Origin of the sequence: Mesorhizobium sp. M0189, from assembly GCF_040322135.1 — a bacterium.
GTDB lineage: Bacteria > Pseudomonadota > Alphaproteobacteria > Rhizobiales > Rhizobiaceae > Mesorhizobium.
The window spans coordinates 64,491-83,048 of record NZ_JAMYSW010000020.1; the positions used below are offsets into that span (position 1 = coordinate 64,491).

The window sequence follows — 18,558 nt, forward strand, 5'->3', positions numbered from 1 at the left end:
TGGCGGCATGCGCCGCCGCGGCCTTTTTCTTTGCAGCGAAAAGTCCTAGATGACTTGGGAAAGCGAACGTCGGACAGGCGATCGCGAATGAACCGGATTTCATATGGTCACCGTCCTCGACACGATCGCCAATGCGCCGCGCCTGCGGCATCCCGAAAAGGCGCACAAGCCCGACCAGGATGTGCTGCGCAAGCCCGACTGGATCCGCGTCAAGGCGCCGATGTCGAAAGGCTATGCCGAGACGCGCGAGATCGTGAAGTCGCATAAGCTGGTGACGGTGTGCGAAGAGGCCGGTTGCCCCAACATCGGCGAGTGCTGGGAAAAGAAGCACGCCACCTTCATGATCATGGGCGAGATCTGCACGCGCGCCTGCGCGTTCTGCAACGTGGCTACCGGTATACCGACCGCACTCGATCCCGACGAGCCGGCGCGCGTCGCACACGCCGTCAAGCAAATGGGCCTAAGCCATGTCGTCATCACCTCAGTCGACCGCGACGATCTCGCCGATGGCGGAGCTCAGCACTTTGCCGAGGTCATCCGCGCCATCCGGGCGGCAACGCCTCTGACGACGATCGAAATCCTGACGCCCGACTTCCTGCGCAAGGACGGCGCACTGGAGATCGTCGTGGCGGCCAAGCCCGACGTTTTCAACCATAATCTCGAGACCGTGCCGTCGAACTATCTGACGGTTCGGCCGGGTGCGCGCTATTTCCACTCGATCAGGCTCTTGCAGCGAGTCAAGGAACTCGACCCCTCGATCTTCACCAAGTCCGGCATCATGGTTGGCCTTGGCGAGGAGCGGAACGAAATCCTGCAACTGATGGACGATCTGCGTTCGGCCAATGTCGACTTCATGACCATCGGCCAATATCTTCAGCCGTCGAAGAAGCACCATCCGGTGATCCGCTTTGTCACACCGGAGGAGTTCAAGTCTTTCGAGACGATCGGCCGGACCAAGGGCTTCCTGCTGGTGGCGTCGAGCCCGCTGACGCGCTCGTCGCACCATGCCGGCGACGATTTCGCCAGGTTGCGCGCGGCGCGCGAAGCGTTTCTCAGGAAGTCCGCCTAACAAACTGGTTTCATGCCACAATTCGAAGCCCATCGCCGCGTCGCGCATACGCCTGAACAGATGTTCGCTCTGGTCGCGGATATCGAATCCTATCCGCAATTCCTGCCGCTTTGCGAGGCACTTACGGTTCGTTCGCGCAAGGAACGCGACGGACGCACGCTGCTCATCGCCGACATGAGCATTGGCTACAAGGCGATCCGCGAGACTTTCACCACGCAGGTGCTGCTGAAGCCTGACGAGAACGCCATCGACGTCAAATATATCGACGGCCCGTTCAAATATCTGAGCAATGTCTGGCGCTTCGACCCGGCGGACGGCGGTGGTTGCAACGTCTGCTTCTTTATCGACTATGAGTTCAAGAGCCGCATTTTGGGTGCGCTCATGGGAACCATGTTCGACCGCGCCTTCCGCATGTTCTCCGAGGCGTTCGAGAAACGCGCCGAAATCATCTACGGCACGCCATCGGCGGCCTGATCCGCAGCGAGCGCGCGCAGACCCAGTTCAAGCGCATGCCGGACCGTTTCCCGGCGGATGAAATCACGGCCCTTGTCGGCGAACAGCTGGCATTCGCTGACCACCGGCCGACCAGCCACGGCAACGCCGAACCAGACCAGGCCGACAGGTTTTTCCGCTGAGCCACCGCCCGGACCGGCGATGCCGGTCACCGCGAGCGCAAGCCCGGCGGGCGAATGGGCCAAGGCGCCGGCCGCCATCTCCACCGCAGTCTCGCGCGAGACCGCCCCGTTCGCCTCGAGTGTAACGGCCGAGACGCCGAGCATCTCGGTCTTGGCCTGGTTGGAATAGGTGATGAAGCCGCGATCGACCACAGTGGAAGAGCCGGCAATGTCGGTCAGCGTGGCGATGATCATGCCGCCGGTGCAGCTCTCCGCCGTCGCCAGCATGATGCCGCGCTGCTGGCAGGCCTGAAGCAGGGCATCTGCGAGATCGCTATTGCTCATTCGGGGACATCCCCTGGAAACACAACGCTGGCGGTCGCGATGGCCGCTATGCCTTCCTCACGGCCGACGAAGCCGAGCTTCTCATTGGTTGTCGCCTTGATCGAGATGCGGTCGCGCGAAATTCGCAACATTGCGGAAAGCGTTTCGGTCATGGCCTCGCGATGCGGGCCGACGCGCGGCGCCTCGCAAACCAATGTGATGTCGGCGTTGGCGATGCGCCCGCCGCGCTCGCGCACCAGCTTCGCTGCGTGTTCGACGAAGATGCGTGAAGCGGCCCCTTTCCACTGCGGGTCGGAGGGCGGGAAATGCGTGCCGATGTCACCGGCGCCGCAGGTGGCGAGCAGCGCGTCGGTCAACGCATGCAGGCCGACATCGGCATCCGAATGGCCGGACAATTTCCTGTCGTGCGGAATAGCGACACCGCACAGGGTGACATGGTCGCCGGGCTCGAAGGCATGGACGTCGTAGCCGTTGCCGGTTCGGATGTCCGGAAAACGTGAGGCGCTGGAAAGCCGCTGATCCGCCATCGCAATATCCCGTGCCCAGGTCAGTTTGACATTGTCCGGCGAGCCGGGAACGATCTTCACCGGAATATGCGCCCATTCGGCGATTGCCGCATCGTCGGTGAAATCCGCCTTGCCCAATTGATGAGCCTTTTCGTGCGCGGCCAGGATCGGCCAGAACGGAAAGCCTTGTGGTGTCTGTGCGGCATGGAGCCCGGCCCTGGACACTGTTTCGCCGCTCATGCCTTCGGCCGTTTCGCGCTTCAGCGTATCGGCAACGGGCAAAGCAGGCAGCGCTCCCTGGCGCTCTTCAATGGCGGCGATCGTGCGATCTATCAGTTCCGCATCGACAAACGGCCGAGCCGCATCATGGATCAGGACCCGGCCCGGCGCATGGCTTCTCAACGCCAGCAGTCCAAGCCGGACGGACTCCTGCCGTGACGTACCGCCGATCACAGCGACGACACGGTCGGCGTTCGCGCCGGCGGCGCGGCGGAAAAGCGCGCCGTCTTCGGCATGGATAGCAACGACGACAGGTCCAATTTTCGGATGCGTCAGAAAGGCGTCGAGCGTGCGTGCGATAACGGCGCCGCCGCCAATCTGCTGGTACTGCTTCGGCCCATTGGCCTGCCCCGCGCGCGCGCCGCGCCCGGCAGCAACGATGACCACGGCGACCTTGTCGTCGGCAGCTGGCTTTTCGCTGACATGTCTCATGCCGAGACGCTTAGCGCATGATCCTGAAAAGTGGTATCGCTTTCACAAGACCTAGGATTGATGCCGTCCGGCGATCCATATTTTTCCCAAATGCGCCTTAATGTCACGACATTGCGCGTTGCACATTGCCGTCGTTCTGGCTAGAGAATGTGCAGCAATCGAAGGTGCTTGGTTTTTGTGCATGCCTGATGTGACCAAATTGGCTTCGCCGCTGGAGGTGGGTGGCGTGAGAATCCGCAACCGCGTGTTTCTCGCGCCGATGTCGGGCATTACCGACGAACCGTTCCGGCAGCGCGCCCATGCGCATGGCGCCGGGCTGGTTGTATCGGAAATGGTGGCGAGCGGCGAGCTTGCAAAGGGCAGGGCTGGCTCGGGCCTGCGCATCCGTCATTCCGGGCTGCCTGTCCACATGGTCCAGCTTGCCGGCCGCGACGCGGTGCACATGGCCGAGGGCGCACGAATCGCAGCCGGCGAAGGCGCCGACATCATCGACATCAACATGGGCTGTCCGGCCAAGAAGGTGACGGGCGGCTATGCCGGTTCGGCACTGATGCGAGACCTCGACCACGCGCTGTCGCTGATCGAAGCGGTAGTCGGCGCGGTCGACGTGCCGGTCACGGTCAAGATGCGGCTTGGCTGGGACGAGAGCGCGCTCAACGCGCCGATGCTGGCGCGACGCGCCGAGCAGGCCGGCGTCAGGATGGTGACGGTGCACGGCCGCACACGTTGCCAGTTCTATCAGGGCACGGCCGACTGGCGTGCCATCGCACGCGTCAAGCAGGCCGTCTCCATCCCTGTGGTTGCCAATGGCGATGTCGGCTCGCCGGCAGAGGCAGCCTTGATCCTCGACCAGTCCGGCGCCGACGCGGTGATGATCGGCCGTGCGCACTATGGCGCGCCGTGGACTGCCGGCAGCATTGTAGCGGCCGCGCTGGCCGAGCCAGTATCCGGCATGCCGGACAGCCCGCAAGCGCTGACCGACTACGTCATTGCCCATTACGAAGACATGCTGACGCTCTATGGCGCCGAAAGCGGATTGCGCCAGGCGCGCAAGCATCTCGGCTGGTATCTCGACCGCCATGCCGTCACAAGCGATGACTGGCGCAAGGCCATCCTCACGTCTTTCGAGCCTGGGCGGGTCATTGCCTTGCTGCGCGACATGTTTTCAAGCGCTCCCGAAGCGCCGAATCTGCGGAGTGCGGCATGAACGCCACCGTCACACAGAGCACGGACATGGCGGACGCCGCACATATTGTGCTCAACACAATTCGTCGGCCGGTGATCATGGTCGATCCGCAAGGCTTCATCACCTTCGCCAATGCCGATGCCGAGGATTTTTTCCGCTCGAGCGCCACGATGCTCGCCCGCAACACGCTGCACAAGCTCATTCCTTTCGGCAGTCCGCTGCTGACGCTTGTCGACCAGGTGCGCGAGCGCCGTGCGCCGGTGAACGAATACCGGGTGGACGTGTCGTCGCCGCGTCTCGGCATCGAGAAGGTGGTCGATCTCTACGTCGCGCCGGTGACGGAATTTCCAGGCTCCGTCGTGGTGATGTTCCAGGAACGCTCAATGGCCGACAAGATCGACCGGCAGATGACGCATCGCGGTGCGGCGCGCTCGGTCACCGGCCTTGCCGCGATGCTTGCCCATGAGATCAAGAACCCGCTGTCCGGCATTCGTGGCGCCGCGCAGCTGCTAGAACTGTCGGCGTCCGATGAGGATCGCGCGCTGACGCGTTTGATCACCGACGAGACCGACCGCATTGTCTCGCTGGTCGACCGCATGGAGGTGTTTTCGGACGAGCGGCCGATCGACCGCTACCCCGTCAACATCCATGTCGTGCTCGACCATGTCAAAGCAATCGCCAAGAACGGTTTTGCCAAGCGGATCAAGATATTAGAGGACTATGATCCATCATTGCCTCCGGTTTTTGCCAATCGCGACCAGCTCATCCAGGTGTTCCTCAATCTGGTAAAAAATGCCGCCGAGGCGATCGGCAGCGATCCGCAGGGCGAGATCATGCTGTCGACCGCCTTCCGCCCGGGCATCCGTGTTTCCGTGCCCGGAACGCAGGACCGGGTGTCGCTGCCATTGGAATTCTGCGTGCGCGACAACGGTTCGGGTGTCTCCGAGGATATCCTGCCGATCCTGTTCGATCCCTTCATCACCACCAAGCCGAACGGCTCCGGTCTCGGTCTGGCGCTGGTCGCAAAGATCGTCGGCGAGCATGGCGGCATCATTGAATGCGAATCGACGCCGCGCGGGACCACCTTCCGCATCCTGATGCCGGCGTGGAAAGAAACCCAGTTTGCCGACGACGACGGTGAAGGAGACCGCAAATGACCATTCGCGGCAATATTCTCGTCGCCGACGACGATGCGGCCATCCGCACTGTCCTCAACCAGGCGCTTTCGCGCGTCGGTCACGACGTGCGCGTCACCTCCAATGCCTCGACGCTGTGGCGCTGGGTGGCCGCGGGCGAGGGGGATCTGGTCATCACCGACGTTGTCATGCCTGACGAGAACGCCTTCGACATGCTACCGCGCATCAAGAAGGCGCGACCGGAACTGCCGGTCATCGTCATGAGTGCGCAGAACACGTTCATGACGGCGATCCGGGCCTCCGAAACCGGAGCCTATGAATATCTGCCAAAACCGTTCGACCTGACGGAGCTGCTCAACATCGTCAATCGGGCGCTTTCCGAGCCGCGGCGGCCCAAGATCGATACGCGTGCCGACGAGCCGCCTGAAACGATGCCGCTGGTCGGCCGCTCGGCGGCCATGCAGGACATCTACCGCATGCTGGCGCGAATGATGCAGACCGACCTGACGGTGATGATCTCAGGCGAATCGGGTACCGGCAAGGAACTGGTGGCGCGCGCGCTGCATGAATATGGCCGTCGTCGTGGTGGCCCCTTCGTCGCGATCAACATGGCGGCGATCCCGCGCGACCTGATCGAATCGGAACTATTCGGGCACGAGAAGGGCGCCTTTACCGGCGCACAGAGCCGCTCCACTGGCCGTTTCGAGCAGGCCGAAGGCGGCACGCTGTTCCTCGACGAGATCGGCGATATGCCGATGGAAGCGCAGACGCGGCTTCTGCGTGTGTTGCAGCAGGGCGAATACACCACGGTCGGCGGCCGCACGCCGATCAAGACCGACGTGCGCATCGTCGCTGCCACCAACAAGGACCTGCGCACGCTGATCAATCAGGGGCTTTTCCGCGAGGACCTGTTCTACCGCTTGAACGTTGTGCCGCTCAGGCTGCCGGCGCTGCGCGAGCGATCGGAGGACATTCCGGACCTCGTCCGGCACTTCTTCAAGCTCGGCGCCAGTGAAGGCCTGCAGACCAAGCGCATTTCCACCGGCGGCATCGAGCTGATGAAGCGCTACCCATGGCCTGGCAACGTGCGCGAACTCGAAAACCTCATCCGCAGGCTGGCTGCACTGTATTCGCAGGACGAGATATCCGCCGAGATCATCGAGGCGGAGTTGAAGACTGGCGAAAGGCCTGTCGTTCCAGGTGGCGGCAACCTCATTCCCGACGACCTTTCCATCGGCCAGGCGGTGGAGCATTTCCTGCAACGCTATTTTGCCTCGTTTGCCGGCGACTTGCCGCCGGCCGGCCTCTATCAGCGAATCCTCTCCGAGGTCGAGTATCCACTGGTCCTCGCCTCTATGACTGCAACGCGCGGCAACCAGATCAAGGCCGCCGAACTGCTAGGACTCAACCGCAACACGCTGCGCAAGAAGATTCGCGAACTCGGCGTCAACGTCTACAAGTCCTCCAGGCAGGTCTAGACGAACCCCTTACGAGCGCTTTCCAGGGGATCGATCGCCGAAAGATTTCCGTCTCGGCCACACTTGTTGCATAATCGCCACAATGCGTTGCATACATCCGACGCAATCACTGGCTCTAGACGGCGACATGGCTCTGCACGCACCGACACTGAGCAAACCGCTTTTCAGCACTTCCGGCGCGCGAGACGGTCGCCGGCTGCTTGCGCTGCCCGGCGTGGTCGCCATTGCCGGTGCGCTGGTGACGGCGGCGATCTCCTTCGCCATTCTGGTTGGCGCCACGCCGATCACGCCCGACGCGCGGACGACGCTGGCGCTGATCGCGCTTAACGCCGCGTTCGTGCTGTTTCTGATCTTGCTGGTCGGCCGCGAAGTGCATCGCATCCTGATGGCACGCCGGCACGGCAAGGCTGCGTCGCGCCTGCATGTGCGCATCGTGGCGATGTTTGCGCTGGTCGCCGCCATCCCCGCGATCATGGTGGCGATCATCGCGTCGATCACGCTCGACATCGGCCTCGACCGCTGGTTCGAGATCCGCACCAAGACGATCGTCAATTCGTCGTTGTCGATCGCCGACGCCTATGTGCAGGAAAACGCACGAAATCTTCAGGGCACGACGTTGTCGATGGCTTACGACCTCGACGCTTCGCGCACGCTTTACGGCCTCGATCGGACCGGCTTCCTTGACCTCATGAACAAGGAGGCGGTTGGACGCTCCCTGGCACACGCAGCACTCATCAAGCCCGATGGTTCCTTCGTCATGAGCGCCAAGACCGACGCGGACTTTGCCATGCCGGAGCCGCCGGAGGGCGCTGTGGCAAGCGCTGCCAACGGCAAGCCGGTGCTGATCGAGCCGCGCACCCGTAACATCATGGGGGCCATCGTCAAGCTGCGCGAGATCGACGGGCTCTATCTCTACACCATTCGCCTCGTCGATCCCGAGGTGATCAAGGCACGACAGATCGTCAAATCCAACACCGCAGAATATCGCGGTCTCGAAGACAATCGCCGCACCTCGCAAGTGGCTTTCGCGCTTCCCTATCTGTCGCTGACGCTGATCATCATCCTGTCCGCCATCTGGACCGGCATTGCGGTGGCCGACCGCCTGGTGCGGCCGATTCGTCAGCTCATCGGCGCGGCCGACGAGGTCGCTACCGGCAATCTCGATGTGGCCGTGCCAGTCCGCCCCTCCGATGGCGACGTCGCCTCGCTCGGCGACACCTTCAACAAGATGCTGATGGAGCTGAAATCGCAGCGCAACGAGATCCTGTCGGCCAAGGATCTGATCGACGAGCGGCGGCGCTTTTCGGAGGCTGTGCTTGCCGGCGTCACCGCCGGGGTCATCGGCGTCGATCCATATGGCATCGTCACCATCGTCAATCGTTCCGCCGAAACGATGCTGGCCATATCCGCCACCGCGGCGCTTGGGCAGAACCTTTCCGCCGTGCTACCGCATGTCGGCCGCGTCTTCGAGATCGGCCGCAAGTCGGGCAAGCCGGTCTATCGCGAACAGGTCACCTTCTATCGTGCCGGCACCGAACGGACCTTCAACGTGCAGATCACGATTGAAGCCGGCGACGACGGTTCGGAGGATAAATCCTACGTCGTGACAGTCGACGACATTACCGATCTGGTCCAGGCACAGCGTTCCTCTGCATGGGCCGACGTGGCGCGGCGCATCGCCCACGAGATCAAGAACCCGCTGACGCCGATCCAGCTTTCGGCCGAGCGTATAAAGCGCCGTTACGGCAAGGTCATCACCGAGGACCGTGAGGTTTTCGATCAATGCACCGACACCATCATCCGGCAAGTGGAGGACATCGGCCGCATGGTCGACGAGTTCTCGGCGTTCGCCCGCATGCCGAAACCAGAAATGAAGGCCATCGATCTGCGCGATTCGTTGCGGGAGGCCTCGTTCCTGGTCGAAGTGAGCCGCGCCGACATCATCTTCGAGCGCGTCTTCGGCAATGAGCCGCTCAAAGGCACGTTCGACAGCCGCCTGATGGCGCAGGCTTTCGGCAACGTCATCAAGAATGCTGCCGAAGCTATCGACGGACTTGATGCAGAGGATCGTCCGCACGGCATAATCCGGATTCAAGCCGGGCGTCAGAATGGCGCGATTCGAATCGACGTCATCGACAACGGCAGGGGCTTGCCGCGCGAAAACCGGCAGCGCTTGCTCGAGCCTTACATGACGACACGCGAGAAAGGCACCGGGCTTGGCCTCGCTATCGTCAAGAAGATCGTGGAGGACCATGGCGGGCGACTCGAATTGCACGATGCACCAGCGGAATTCCACGATGGGCGGGGTGCGATGATCAGCATCATCCTGCCGGTTGCCGCCACCGTTCCGATACGCGGCGAAAGCAAGACGGAACACGAAAAAGAAACTGAAAAGGTCGGTAATGGCGTCTGATATTCTCATCGTCGACGACGAGGAAGACATCCGCGAACTCGTCGCCGGTATCCTGAGCGACGAAGGTCACGAAACCCGCACGGCGTTTGACGCCGACAGCGCGCTGGCGGTGGTTGCCGACCGGGCACCCAGGCTGATCTTCCTCGACATCTGGCTGCAGGGTTCGCGGCTCGATGGCCTCGCTTTGCTGGACGAGATCAAGACGATGCACCCGAACCTGCCGGTGGTGATGATCTCGGGCCACGGCAATATCGAAACGGCAGTCTCGGCCATCCGCCGCGGCGCCTATGATTTTATCGAAAAGCCGTTCAAGGCCGACAGGCTGATCCTTATTGCCGAACGGGCGCTTGAAACGTCCAAATTGAGACGCGAGGTTTCGGATCTCAAGCTGCGCAGCGGCGAGACTTTTGACCTCATCGGCATGTCGTCGGCAATGAGCCAATTGCGCCAGACCATCGAGCGCGTCGCGCCGACCAACAGCCGCGTCATGATTATCGGCCCCTCCGGCTCGGGCAAGGAACTGGCGGCGCGCGCCATCCACGCACTGTCGGCGCGCAAGAGTGCACCGTTTGTGACGCTGAGTGCCGCCAACATCACGCCTGAGCGTATGGAGATCGAGTTGTTCGGCACCGAATCGAACGGCGTCGAACGCAAGGTCGGTGCGCTGGAGGAGGCCCATCGCGGCATTCTCTACATCGATGAAGTGGCCGACATGCCGCGTGAGACGCAAAACAAGATCCTGCGCGTGCTGGTCGAACAGCAGTTCGAGCGGGTAGGGGGCACCAAGCGGGTCAAGGTCGACGTACGCATCATCTCGTCGACCTCGCAGAACCTGGAAGCCATGATCGCCGACGGCCGTTTCCGTGAGGACCTTTATCATCGCCTGGCCGTGGTTCCGGTCATGGTGCCGGGACTGGCCGAGCGTCGCGAGGACATTCCTTATCTGGTCGACAATTTCATGAAGCAGATCGCTCGCCAGGCCGGCATCAAGCCGCGCCGCATCGGCGACGACGCGCTGGCGGTGCTGCAGGCGCACAACTGGCCGGGCAACGTTCGGCAGTTGCGCAACAATGTCGAGCGCCTGATGATCCTGGCGCGCGGCGACGATGTCGATGCGCCGATCACCGCCGACCTCCTGCCAGCCGAGATCGGCGACGTCATGCCGCGCACTCCAACCAAGTCCGATCAGCACATAATGGCACTGCCGCTGCGTGAAGCACGCGAACAATTCGAGAAGGACTATCTGATCGCCCAGATCAACCGTTTTGGCGGCAACATCTCGAAGACGGCAGAGTTTATCGGCATGGAACGCTCTGCACTGCACCGCAAGCTGAAGTCGCTGGGCGTCTGAGAGCCAAACCAGCCGTGGCCCACGCAATTACCGGTTACGGCGGTCGTGGAATCGCATAAGAGCACTGCAGCGCCGCGCGTCTTTGGGACGCATAAAGGAGGCTGTAGCATTTTGATTTTTGCGCATGATCCTTTCCGAAATCGATTCCGATTTTCGGGCTCATGCGCTGACTTCTCCAGGGGTTATCCATGCCGCGCATTGCCTATGTGAACGGACGCTATGTCGCTCACGCCGAAGCTTCCGTGCACATCGAGGACCGTGGCTATCAATTCGCCGACGGCGTCTACGAGGTCTGCGAGGTGGCGCGGGGCTTCATCGTCGACATGCCGCGCCATCTCGCCCGATTGAACCGCTCGCTCACCGAACTCTCGATCGACTGGCCGATCACGCGCGGCGTGCTGCCGCTCGTCATGGGCGAGGTGGTGCGCCGCAACCATGTCGTCGACGGCCTGGTCTATGTCCAGGTGACACGCGGTGTCGCCAGCCGTGAGTTTTTCTTCCCGCCGGCGGGCACGAAGCCGTCGCTGGTGGTGACTGCCAAAAAAGCCGATCCTGCAGCTGCCGCGAAGCGGGCCGAGAGCGGGATCCGGGTTATCACGGTGCCGGAGAACCGGTGGGATCGGGTCGATATCAAGTCGGTCGGCCTGTTGCCGAACGTGCTGGCCAAACAGAAAGCCAAGGAAGCAGGCGCCCAGGAGGCGTGGTTCGTCGATGTTGACGGCACCGTCAAGGAAGGTGGATCGTCGAACGCCTGGATCATCACCAGGGACGGCGTGCTGGTGACGCGGCCGGCCGAGCATGGCATCCTGCGCGGTATCACCCGCACGACACTGTTCGATGTCGCCGCCAAGCTCGGCCTGAAGATCGAGGAGCGCGGCTTTTCGGTTGCCGAGGCCAAGGCCGCGCGCGAGGTTTTCATCAGCTCCGCGACCACGATCGCCATGCCGGTGGTGGCAATCGATGGCGCTCCCGTCGCCAACGGCCACCCGGGCTCGATAACAGTTTCACTACGGCGGGCCTTTTTTGACGTTGCGGAAAAAAGTCCAGCCTGATAACCGCACAGATGGAATGAACATCAATATATCTCGTTCTGCTTGTCGTTACTGACGGCAAGATGGTGTTTGCGTGCTTGACATGTGCCAGCTAATTTGGCGCATTGGCTTGCAAACCGAAGGGGATCGGCGAAAGACAAGAACAATGGCGGAACGATCGCAAAATCTTCAGGACCTGTTCCTGAATTCAGTTCGCAAGAGCAAAAACCCACTCACCATCTTTCTCATCAACGGCGTGAAGCTGACCGGCGTGGTCACTTCGTTCGACAATTTCTGCGTTCTGCTGCGTCGCGACGGCCATTCCCAGCTCGTCTACAAGCACGCCATTTCCACGATCATGCCGAGCCAGCCGGTTCAGATGTTCGATGGTGAGGAAAGCCAGGGCGCCTGATTGGCACGTGAGAAAGACGCGGACCGCAGCGTTCGCGGAAAACCAGCACATCAGACCGGGACAGAGGCCAACGGTCCGACCCGGGCGGTGGTCATCGTGCCGGTGCTTACCCGGCAGCCGCGTGGCAACGACGACACCAATCGTCCGCGCCTGACCCGTTCCGCCGAGGCCCGTCGCGACGAGGCGGTCGGCCTCGCCAGCGCCATCGACCTTGACCTGGTCCACACGGCAGTGGTGACCGTCAACGATCCACGCCCGGCGACCTTGCTCGGCAGCGGCAAGGTCGCGGAGTTCGCCGAGATCATCAAAGAGGGGCACGCGGAAGTGGTCATTGTCGATCATCCGCTGACACCGGTACAGCAGCGCAATCTCGAAAAAGAGTTGAACGCCAAGGTGCTCGACCGCACCGGGCTGATCCTGGAGATTTTCGGCGAGCGCGCCCGCACCAAGGAAGGCACGCTGCAGGTCGACCTTGCCCATCTCAACTACCAGAAGGGCCGCCTTGTGCGGAGCTGGACCCACCTTGAGCGCCAGCGCGGCGGCGCCGGCTTTCTCGGCGGCCCTGGCGAGACGCAGATCGAGTCGGATCGGCGTGTGTTGCAGGACAAGATCACCAAGCTGAAGCATGAGCTCGAAACGGTGCGCCGCACCCGCGACCTGCACCGCGCCAAGCGCAAGAAGGTGCCGTTTCCGGTGGTGGCGATCGTCGGCTACACCAATGCCGGCAAGTCGACGCTGTTCAACCGGCTGACCGGAGCAGGGGTGCTGGCGGAAGACATGCTGTTTGCCACGCTCGACCCGACGCTGCGCCGCGTGCGCCTGCCGCACGGAACGCCGGTCATCCTTTCCGATACGGTCGGCTTCATTTCCGACCTGCCAACGCATCTGGTCGCGGCCTTCAGGGCGACACTGGAGGAAGTGGTCGAGGCAGACCTCGTCATTCATCTGCGCGATATCTCCGACCCCGATACGGCCGCACAGGCCGAAGATGTCGAGCGCATCCTTGCCGATCTCGGCGTTGATGCCCGCGATAGCAAGCGCGTCATCGAAGTGTGGAACAAGATCGACCGGCTCGACGAGGGCAACCGCGCGCGGCTGCTTGCCGATGGTGCTGACGGCAGGAAGGCGCCGCCTATCGCCATATCGGCGGTTACCGGCGAAGGCATCGATGCGCTGAAGGCGATCATCGAGACGATGATGTCGGGCGAACTGGAGACGTTCACCGTCACGCTCAAGCCCGACCAACTCGGCGTCGTCGACTGGCTTTACCGCAACGGCGACATCGTCTCGCGTGATGACAATGGGGATGGCAGCGTGACCATCGCGCTCAAGGCCACACACAGTGCTCGACAAGAGATAGAAAGCCGATTGCGACGTCAAAACAATGGGTAGGGCGTTTATTTCGCGCTTTTTGCCTGCTGCCAGAGCGCTTCCATCTCGTCCAGCGTCGCCTCTTCGAGGCTGTTTCCCGACGCTTGCAGCGCCTGCTCGACATGGTGGAAGCGCGACCGGAATTTTTCGTTGGTGCCGCTGAGTGCCGCTTCGGAATCGATTTTGAGGTGCCGGCCGAGATTGACGATCGCAAACAGCATGTCGCCGAACTCGTCCTTGATCGGTGCGCTGTCGCCTTTGGCCAGCGCTTCGCGTAATTCGCCGATCTCCTCCTCGATCTTTTCGAGGATCGGTGCCGCCTCGCTCCAGTCGAAGCCGACGCGGGCGGCCTTTTCCTGCAGTTTGAGGGCCCGGGTCAGCGCGGGCAGGGCGACCGGCACGCTGTCGAGAAAGCCCTTGCCATGGTCCTCGGGGTCGAGCCCTCGGACGAGGCGGGCGCTGCGCTTCTCCGCTTTTTCCTCCGCTTTGATCTTTTCCCACATGCCCTTCGCCATGCCGGCGCTGCGCGCCTTTTCGTCGCCGAAAACATGCGGGTGGCGGCGGATCATTTTTGTGGTGATGGCCTCGACCACATCGCCGAATGAGAATTCGCCGGCCTCCTCGGCCATTTGCGCGTGGTAGACCACTTGCAACAGGAGATCGCCGAGTTCATCGCGCAGATCGTCCAGGTCGCCCCGCGCGATGGCGTCGGCCACTTCGTAGGCTTCCTCTACCGTGTATGGCGCGATTGTCGAAAAGTCCTGCTCGATATCCCACGGGCAGCCGGTTTCCGGCGCCCGCAGCGCTGCCATGATCTCGATCAGCCGGGAAATGTCTTTCGAGGGTTTCATCTGGGAAACGCTATCCTGTACACGGCTGTGCGGCCAACAGCTTCAGCCGGTGAGGGCGCCTTGTCCACAGATCGGCGGCCAGACCATGATCGTGGAAGCCGGTTTTCGGAAAAGATCATGGTCAAGCAAAAAGTATCAGTCGAGCACGGAGACAATCGCCTTGGCGAGCGCGTCCATGCCGTCCTCGGGCAGGCCGGCAACGTTGATGCGGCTGTCGCCGACCATGTAGATGCCATGCTCGGCGCGCAGCCGCTCGACTTGCGCTTCCGACAGGCCAAGCCGGGAAAACATGCCGCGATGGCTGGCGACGAAATCGAAACGGTCGGAGTTGGACTGCCGCCGCAGCGCTTCGGCGAACTGGACGCGCAGCCGCAGCATGCGCAGGCGCATCTCTTCAAGCTCTGCTTCCCAGTCGGCCCGCAACGTAGCGTCCTCGAGCACCATGCGCACCGCAGCCGCGCCATGGTCCGGCGGCATCGAATACATGGCGCGCGCCGCCGACAGCATCTGGCCCATCGCCATATCCGCCTGCGCACCGTCTTTCGCCATGATCAGCGCTGCACCAACGCGGTCGCGATAGACGGCAAAGTTCTTCGAGCAGCTCGAGGCAACGACCATTTCCGGAACTTTCGCCGCCAGCAGGCGCAAGCCGGCGGCATCCGCATCAAGCCCCTCGCCAAAGCCTTGATAGGCGATGTCGACAAAGGGCAGCAGACCACGCTCAACGACGAGATCGGCAACGGCAGCCCATTGCGAGATGTCTAGATTGGCGCCCGTCGGGTTATGGCAACAGCCATGCAACAGCACGACGTCGCCGGGATTCGCGGTTCTCAACGCATCCAGCATGTCGTCGAAGCGAACCGCACCAGAAGCAACGTCGAAATAGGGGTACTCGCGTATCTGCAGGCCAGCGGCGCGCATCACCGGCATGTGGTTCGGCCATGTCGGATCCGATAGCCAGACCGTCGCGTCGGCGCGGGTCCTTTTCAGCAGCTCTGCCACCAGCCGCAGCGCGCCGGAGCCGCCGGGCGCCTGTGCCGCACGAATGCGCGTCATGTCGGCTTTTGGGCCGAACACCAACCTAGCCATTGCCGCGTTGAAGGCGGTATCGCCGGCAAGGCCGAGATAGGTCTTGGTGTCCTGGCCTCGCAGCAGCCGCTTTTCGGCTTCGCGCACCGCGCGCATCACCGGCGTCTTGCCGTCGCGATCCTTATAGACGCCGACCCCAAGATCGACCTTGTCGGGACGCGGGTCGGCGCGATAGAGCCCGATCAAGGCAAGGATCTTGTCGGCGGGCGCGGGCTGGAGATTTTCGAACATCGATAAGGTTCCGTTGGCGGCGGAGTGATACGCAAACCGGCCGTGCTTTGCCAGCGGTTTCATATGCGCGAACTCGGCGCCGGTTTGCCTCGAGGGCGGCCGATACTATCTGCCGGGCGAGGGCAGGCCCGAGATCTCCCAGGACGAGAGCGCGGCGAGCCGAAAAAATTCGGGGAGAGCGGGATTAAAACCCCGACCTGCTCCGTAAACAGGACATGAAACGGCCGATGCCACGCTTCGATATTCTGGGACAGCTCGGTTCGCTGCGCCGCTACGCACGCTCGCTGACGCGCGACAGCGCCGATGCAGAGGATCTGGTGCATGATGCGCTGGTGCGTGCCTATGAGCGACGCGGCAGCTTCCGCTCAGGCGGAAATCTTCGCGTATGGCTGCTGTCAATCGTCCACAATGCGTTCATCGACGGCCTGCGATCCCGCAAATCCGAAGCGGTGCGCATCGAACAGGCCGGCCATCTCACCGAGGCCAGCGTCCAGGCTCCGCAGGAACATTCCGTCCGGCTGGCACAGGTGCGCGACGCTTTTTTCACATTGCCGGAAGAGCAACGTTACGCGCTGCATCTCGTCGCCATCGAGGGGCTTAGCTACAGCGAGGCGGCCGAGGTTAGCGGCGTGCCGCTTGGCACGCTGATGTCGCGCATCGGCAGGGCGCGTGCGGCACTCCGCGAGATGGAGGACGCGGCACCGGCACGCACGAAAAGCCATCTGAAGATCGTCGGAGGTGGATCATGAACCAACTGCGCGATCCCGTCACCGACACCGATCTCGACGCCTATGTCGACGATCAGCTGGACGTTGCTCGTCGCATCGAGGTCGAGGCGTTCCTTTCGGCTCGCCCGGAAGCGGCCGCGCGGGTGATGACTGATCTGAGGACGCGTGACGAGCTGCGCGTGGCGCTTGCCGGATCGAAAGGCATGGCGCGGCCGGCGACGGCTGATGCGGCACGGCGGCTGGAGCGGGGGTTAGCGCGCGGCCGTGTCCTTGGTGCTTTGCAGCGCGCGGCGGCTGTCGCTGTTTTCGTCGCCGCCGGCTGGCTTGCGAACGGGCTCATCGGACCGATATCGGTGACGGAAGTCGTCGCTTCGACCCATCCGCCCGCCTATGTGGAGGACGCAGTCCGGGCGCATCGGACGACGCTCGTGCGCGAGGCGATGTCGTCACAACTCGAGGCGCCCGGCTACAATGCCGACGAAATCCGCGCCGCCACGGCGATCGTCATGCCATCGCTGCCAACGGACTGGACGGTCCGTGACGTGCAGATCTACCCATCGCAGTTCGGCCCGAGCGTCGAGATGGCTGTCGAGACAAAAGAGATGGGGCTGCTCTCGCTGTTCGCCATCCGGCCCGGAACATTCGACGTCGTCAAGCCGACTGTCGTTCCGTCGGGCGAGGTTTCCTCGGCCTATTTCCAGATCGGCGAGGTCGCCTACGCAGTCGTCGCACGTAGCGATGTCCGCGGCCTCGATCGCACGGCCGAAGCGCTCGCCAAAACACTCTACTGATCGACTACCTCTAAGAAGGAGAACCAAATGAACAATCTGGGATACATTGGGACCAGAGCCCGAGCCGGAGCCGTCTACGACGAAGGCCTGCGCCGGCACATGCTGCGCGTCTATAACTACATGGGCCTTGGCCTCGTCGTTACGGGCGTGATCGCCCTCGTGGTGGCCTCCACGCCCGCCCTTTACGTGCCGATCTTCTCCACCCCGCTGAAATGGGTGGTGATGCTGGCGCCGCTGGCCTTTGTGCTGCTGTTCTCGTTCCGTATGCAGACGATGTCGGCGGCCGGGGCCCAGGCAATGTTCTGGGCGTTCTGCGCGGTTATGGGTCTGTCGCTGGCTTCCGTGTTCCTGGTCTTTACCGGCACCAGCATCGCCCGCACCTTCTTCATCGCCGCCACCATGTTCGGCGCCACCAGCCTTTATGGCTATACGACCAGTCGCGACCTGACGCAGTTCTCGTCCTTCCTGATCATGGGCCTGATCGGCGTGGTGATCGCCAGCATCGTCAATATCTTCCTGGGTTCGACAGCGCTGCAGTTTGCGATCTCGGTGATCGGCATCGCCGTCTTCGTCGGGCTCACGGCCTGGGACACGCAGACGATCAAGGAGCAGTACGCCGAAAACTTCGGCGCCGAAACACAGCAAAAGCTCGCCGTTTTTGGTGCATTCTCGCTCTATCTGAACTTCGTCAACATCTTCCAGCTGTTGCTGAACTTCACCGGCGAGCGCGAATAGCCGCGTCGGACCGAGACCGGAATAGTACATCATGGACAGAAACGACCAGCAGGCGATCGGACAGCTCTTCGAGAAGCTCGCAAATGTCGAGCGCCAGGCGCCGCCGCGCGATGCCGAAGCGGAACGCTTGATCCAGGACCAGATCACCCAGCAGCCTGGGGCGCCATACTACATGGCACAGACGATCGTGGTGCAGGAGCGGGCCCTGAACGCAGCGCAGGCGCGCATCGAAGAGCTGGAGGAGCAGGCGCGGCAGCCTGCCGGCGGTGGACCGCTCAGTGGCTTCTTCGGCCGCAGCGGCGGCAGGCGCTCAGGCTCGGTTCCGCGGGTAGGGCGCACCGCCTCTGCTGCCGCGGAGGAGCCACCAGACCAGTCACAGCGGGCCGGCGGCGGGTTCCTTGCCGGCGCCGCGCAGACCGCGATGGAGTTGTGTGCGTCAAGTTCTGCAAAAATGGCGTGGCAGTAGCTGTGACGTCGGCGTGTCCGCCGCGCAGCCCCCGTGTTTAGCGG

18 protein-coding genes are annotated in these 18,558 nt (G+C 62.6%); 14 read left to right on the forward strand and 4 right to left on the reverse strand.

Features of this window, described 5'->3' with window-relative positions; genetic code table 11:
• The first annotated feature begins 103 nt into the window (after positions 1–103).
• Positions 104–1,069 carry a lipoyl synthase gene (gene lipA, locus NKJ09_RS27400; protein ID WP_023717570.1) on the forward strand — a complete coding sequence of 322 codons (966 nt, stop codon included), beginning with the start codon at positions 104–106 and terminating at the stop codon, positions 1,067–1,069.
• Between the two features lie 12 nt (positions 1,070–1,081).
• A complete protein-coding gene (locus NKJ09_RS27405; RefSeq protein WP_023717571.1) occupies positions 1,082–1,543 on the forward strand; it encodes a type II toxin-antitoxin system RatA family toxin in 462 nt (153 codons plus the stop codon).
• Here the strand turns inward: NKJ09_RS27405 and NKJ09_RS27410 are convergent.
• Entirely contained in the window at positions 1,519–2,028 is a 510-nt protein-coding gene (locus NKJ09_RS27410) for a CinA family protein (protein WP_352496543.1), read from the reverse strand. The two genes, NKJ09_RS27405 and NKJ09_RS27410, sit on opposite strands and share 25 nt — an antisense overlap.
• Complete coding sequence (locus NKJ09_RS27415; protein ID WP_023717573.1) at positions 2,025–3,245, reverse strand: bifunctional 2-C-methyl-D-erythritol 4-phosphate cytidylyltransferase/2-C-methyl-D-erythritol 2,4-cyclodiphosphate synthase; 1,221 nt, start codon at positions 3,243–3,245, stop codon at positions 2,025–2,027. The genes NKJ09_RS27410 and NKJ09_RS27415 overlap by 4 nt, the downstream gene beginning before the upstream one ends.
• Before the next feature lie 181 nt (positions 3,246–3,426).
• On the opposite strand from NKJ09_RS27415, the gene dusB reads away from it, so the two are divergent.
• The 8 genes from dusB to hflX all read left to right on the forward strand — a co-directional run bounded on the left by dusB (position 3,427) and on the right by hflX (position 13,644).
• Positions 3,427–4,452: a tRNA dihydrouridine synthase DusB gene (gene dusB, locus NKJ09_RS27420; RefSeq protein WP_023717574.1), complete on the forward strand. Its 1,026-nt coding sequence runs from the start codon at positions 3,427–3,429 to the stop codon at positions 4,450–4,452.
• Complete coding sequence (locus tag NKJ09_RS27425; RefSeq protein ID WP_352496544.1) at positions 4,449–5,588, forward strand: two-component system sensor histidine kinase NtrB; 1,140 nt, start codon at positions 4,449–4,451, stop codon at positions 5,586–5,588. Before dusB ends, NKJ09_RS27425 begins: the two co-directional genes overlap by 4 nt.
• Positions 5,585–7,045 (forward strand): nitrogen regulation protein NR(I), encoded by a 1,461-nt coding sequence (gene ntrC, locus NKJ09_RS27430; RefSeq protein ID WP_023717576.1) that lies wholly within the window; start codon positions 5,585–5,587, stop codon positions 7,043–7,045. The genes NKJ09_RS27425 and ntrC overlap by 4 nt, the downstream gene beginning before the upstream one ends.
• A 127-nt stretch (positions 7,046–7,172) precedes the next feature.
• Entirely contained in the window at positions 7,173–9,458 is a 2,286-nt protein-coding gene (locus NKJ09_RS27435; RefSeq protein ID WP_352496545.1) for a sensor histidine kinase NtrY-like, read from the forward strand.
• On the forward strand, positions 9,448–10,809 hold the full coding sequence (gene ntrX, locus NKJ09_RS27440) for a nitrogen assimilation response regulator NtrX (RefSeq protein WP_352482545.1): 1,362 nt from the start codon (positions 9,448–9,450) through the stop codon (positions 10,807–10,809). The genes NKJ09_RS27435 and ntrX overlap by 11 nt, the downstream gene beginning before the upstream one ends.
• A 188-nt stretch (positions 10,810–10,997) precedes the next feature.
• Complete coding sequence (locus NKJ09_RS27445; RefSeq protein ID WP_023717579.1) at positions 10,998–11,861, forward strand: D-amino-acid transaminase; 864 nt, start codon at positions 10,998–11,000, stop codon at positions 11,859–11,861.
• 145 nt (positions 11,862–12,006) lie between these two features.
• The gene (gene hfq, locus NKJ09_RS27450) at positions 12,007–12,252 is read left to right on the forward strand and encodes an RNA chaperone Hfq (RefSeq protein WP_006202172.1); all 246 of its coding nucleotides are present in this window, start codon (positions 12,007–12,009) and stop codon (positions 12,250–12,252) included.
• On the forward strand, positions 12,253–13,644 hold the full coding sequence (gene hflX / locus NKJ09_RS27455) for a GTPase HflX (RefSeq protein WP_352496546.1): 1,392 nt from the start codon (positions 12,253–12,255) through the stop codon (positions 13,642–13,644).
• Between the two features lie 5 nt (positions 13,645–13,649).
• Here hflX and mazG read toward each other — a convergent pair whose 3' ends face one another.
• Both mazG and NKJ09_RS27465 read right to left on the reverse strand, forming a co-directional pair.
• Complete coding sequence (gene mazG / locus NKJ09_RS27460) at positions 13,650–14,474, reverse strand: nucleoside triphosphate pyrophosphohydrolase (protein ID WP_352496547.1); 825 nt, start codon at positions 14,472–14,474, stop codon at positions 13,650–13,652.
• Between the two features lie 135 nt (positions 14,475–14,609).
• Positions 14,610–15,794, reverse strand: coding sequence for an amino acid aminotransferase (locus NKJ09_RS27465; protein ID WP_023717582.1), 1,185 nt, complete (start codon positions 15,792–15,794; stop codon positions 14,610–14,612).
• A gap of 215 nt (positions 15,795–16,009) precedes the next feature.
• Between NKJ09_RS27465 and NKJ09_RS27470 the strand changes: the two genes are divergently transcribed.
• From NKJ09_RS27470 to NKJ09_RS27485, 4 genes are read left to right on the forward strand one after another with little or no spacing between them, the layout of a single operon-like run.
• Complete coding sequence (locus NKJ09_RS27470; protein WP_502901343.1) at positions 16,010–16,543, forward strand: sigma-70 family RNA polymerase sigma factor; 534 nt, start codon at positions 16,010–16,012, stop codon at positions 16,541–16,543.
• Positions 16,540–17,313 carry an anti-sigma factor family protein gene (locus NKJ09_RS27475; protein ID WP_023717584.1) on the forward strand — a complete coding sequence of 258 codons (774 nt, stop codon included), beginning with the start codon at positions 16,540–16,542 and terminating at the stop codon, positions 17,311–17,313. Before NKJ09_RS27470 ends, NKJ09_RS27475 begins: the two co-directional genes overlap by 4 nt.
• Before the next feature lie 27 nt (positions 17,314–17,340).
• Entirely contained in the window at positions 17,341–18,048 is a 708-nt protein-coding gene (locus NKJ09_RS27480) for a Bax inhibitor-1/YccA family protein (protein ID WP_023717585.1), read from the forward strand.
• Positions 18,049–18,079: 31 nt separating this feature from the next.
• Entirely contained in the window at positions 18,080–18,514 is a 435-nt protein-coding gene (locus NKJ09_RS27485; RefSeq protein WP_352496549.1) for a DUF2076 domain-containing protein, read from the forward strand.
• The last annotated feature ends 44 nt before the right edge of the window (positions 18,515–18,558 follow it).

Coding starts and splice junctions, on each gene's coding strand:
- lipA (WP_023717570.1), top strand. CDS start 104: ATGGTCACCGTCCTCGACACGATCGCCAATGCGCCGCGCCTGCGGCAT.
- NKJ09_RS27405 (WP_023717571.1), top strand. CDS start 1,082: ATGCCACAATTCGAAGCCCATCGCCGCGTCGCGCATACGCCTGAACAG.
- NKJ09_RS27410 (WP_352496543.1), bottom strand. CDS start 2,028: ATGAGCAATAGCGATCTCGCAGATGCCCTGCTTCAGGCCTGCCAGCAG.
- NKJ09_RS27415 (WP_023717573.1), bottom strand. CDS start 3,245: ATGAGACATGTCAGCGAAAAGCCAGCTGCCGACGACAAGGTCGCCGTG.
- dusB (WP_023717574.1), top strand. CDS start 3,427: ATGCCTGATGTGACCAAATTGGCTTCGCCGCTGGAGGTGGGTGGCGTG.
- NKJ09_RS27425 (WP_352496544.1), top strand. CDS start 4,449: ATGAACGCCACCGTCACACAGAGCACGGACATGGCGGACGCCGCACAT.
- ntrC (WP_023717576.1), top strand. CDS start 5,585: ATGACCATTCGCGGCAATATTCTCGTCGCCGACGACGATGCGGCCATC.
- NKJ09_RS27435 (WP_352496545.1), top strand. CDS start 7,173: ATGGCTCTGCACGCACCGACACTGAGCAAACCGCTTTTCAGCACTTCC.
- ntrX (WP_352482545.1), top strand. CDS start 9,448: ATGGCGTCTGATATTCTCATCGTCGACGACGAGGAAGACATCCGCGAA.
- NKJ09_RS27445 (WP_023717579.1), top strand. CDS start 10,998: ATGCCGCGCATTGCCTATGTGAACGGACGCTATGTCGCTCACGCCGAA.
- hfq (WP_006202172.1), top strand. CDS start 12,007: ATGGCGGAACGATCGCAAAATCTTCAGGACCTGTTCCTGAATTCAGTT.
- mazG (WP_352496547.1), bottom strand. CDS start 14,474: ATGAAACCCTCGAAAGACATTTCCCGGCTGATCGAGATCATGGCAGCG.
- NKJ09_RS27465 (WP_023717582.1), bottom strand. CDS start 15,794: ATGTTCGAAAATCTCCAGCCCGCGCCCGCCGACAAGATCCTTGCCTTG.
- NKJ09_RS27470 (WP_502901343.1), top strand. CDS start 16,010: ATGAAACGGCCGATGCCACGCTTCGATATTCTGGGACAGCTCGGTTCG.
- NKJ09_RS27475 (WP_023717584.1), top strand. CDS start 16,540: ATGAACCAACTGCGCGATCCCGTCACCGACACCGATCTCGACGCCTAT.
- NKJ09_RS27480 (WP_023717585.1), top strand. CDS start 17,341: ATGAACAATCTGGGATACATTGGGACCAGAGCCCGAGCCGGAGCCGTC.
- NKJ09_RS27485 (WP_352496549.1), top strand. CDS start 18,080: ATGGACAGAAACGACCAGCAGGCGATCGGACAGCTCTTCGAGAAGCTC.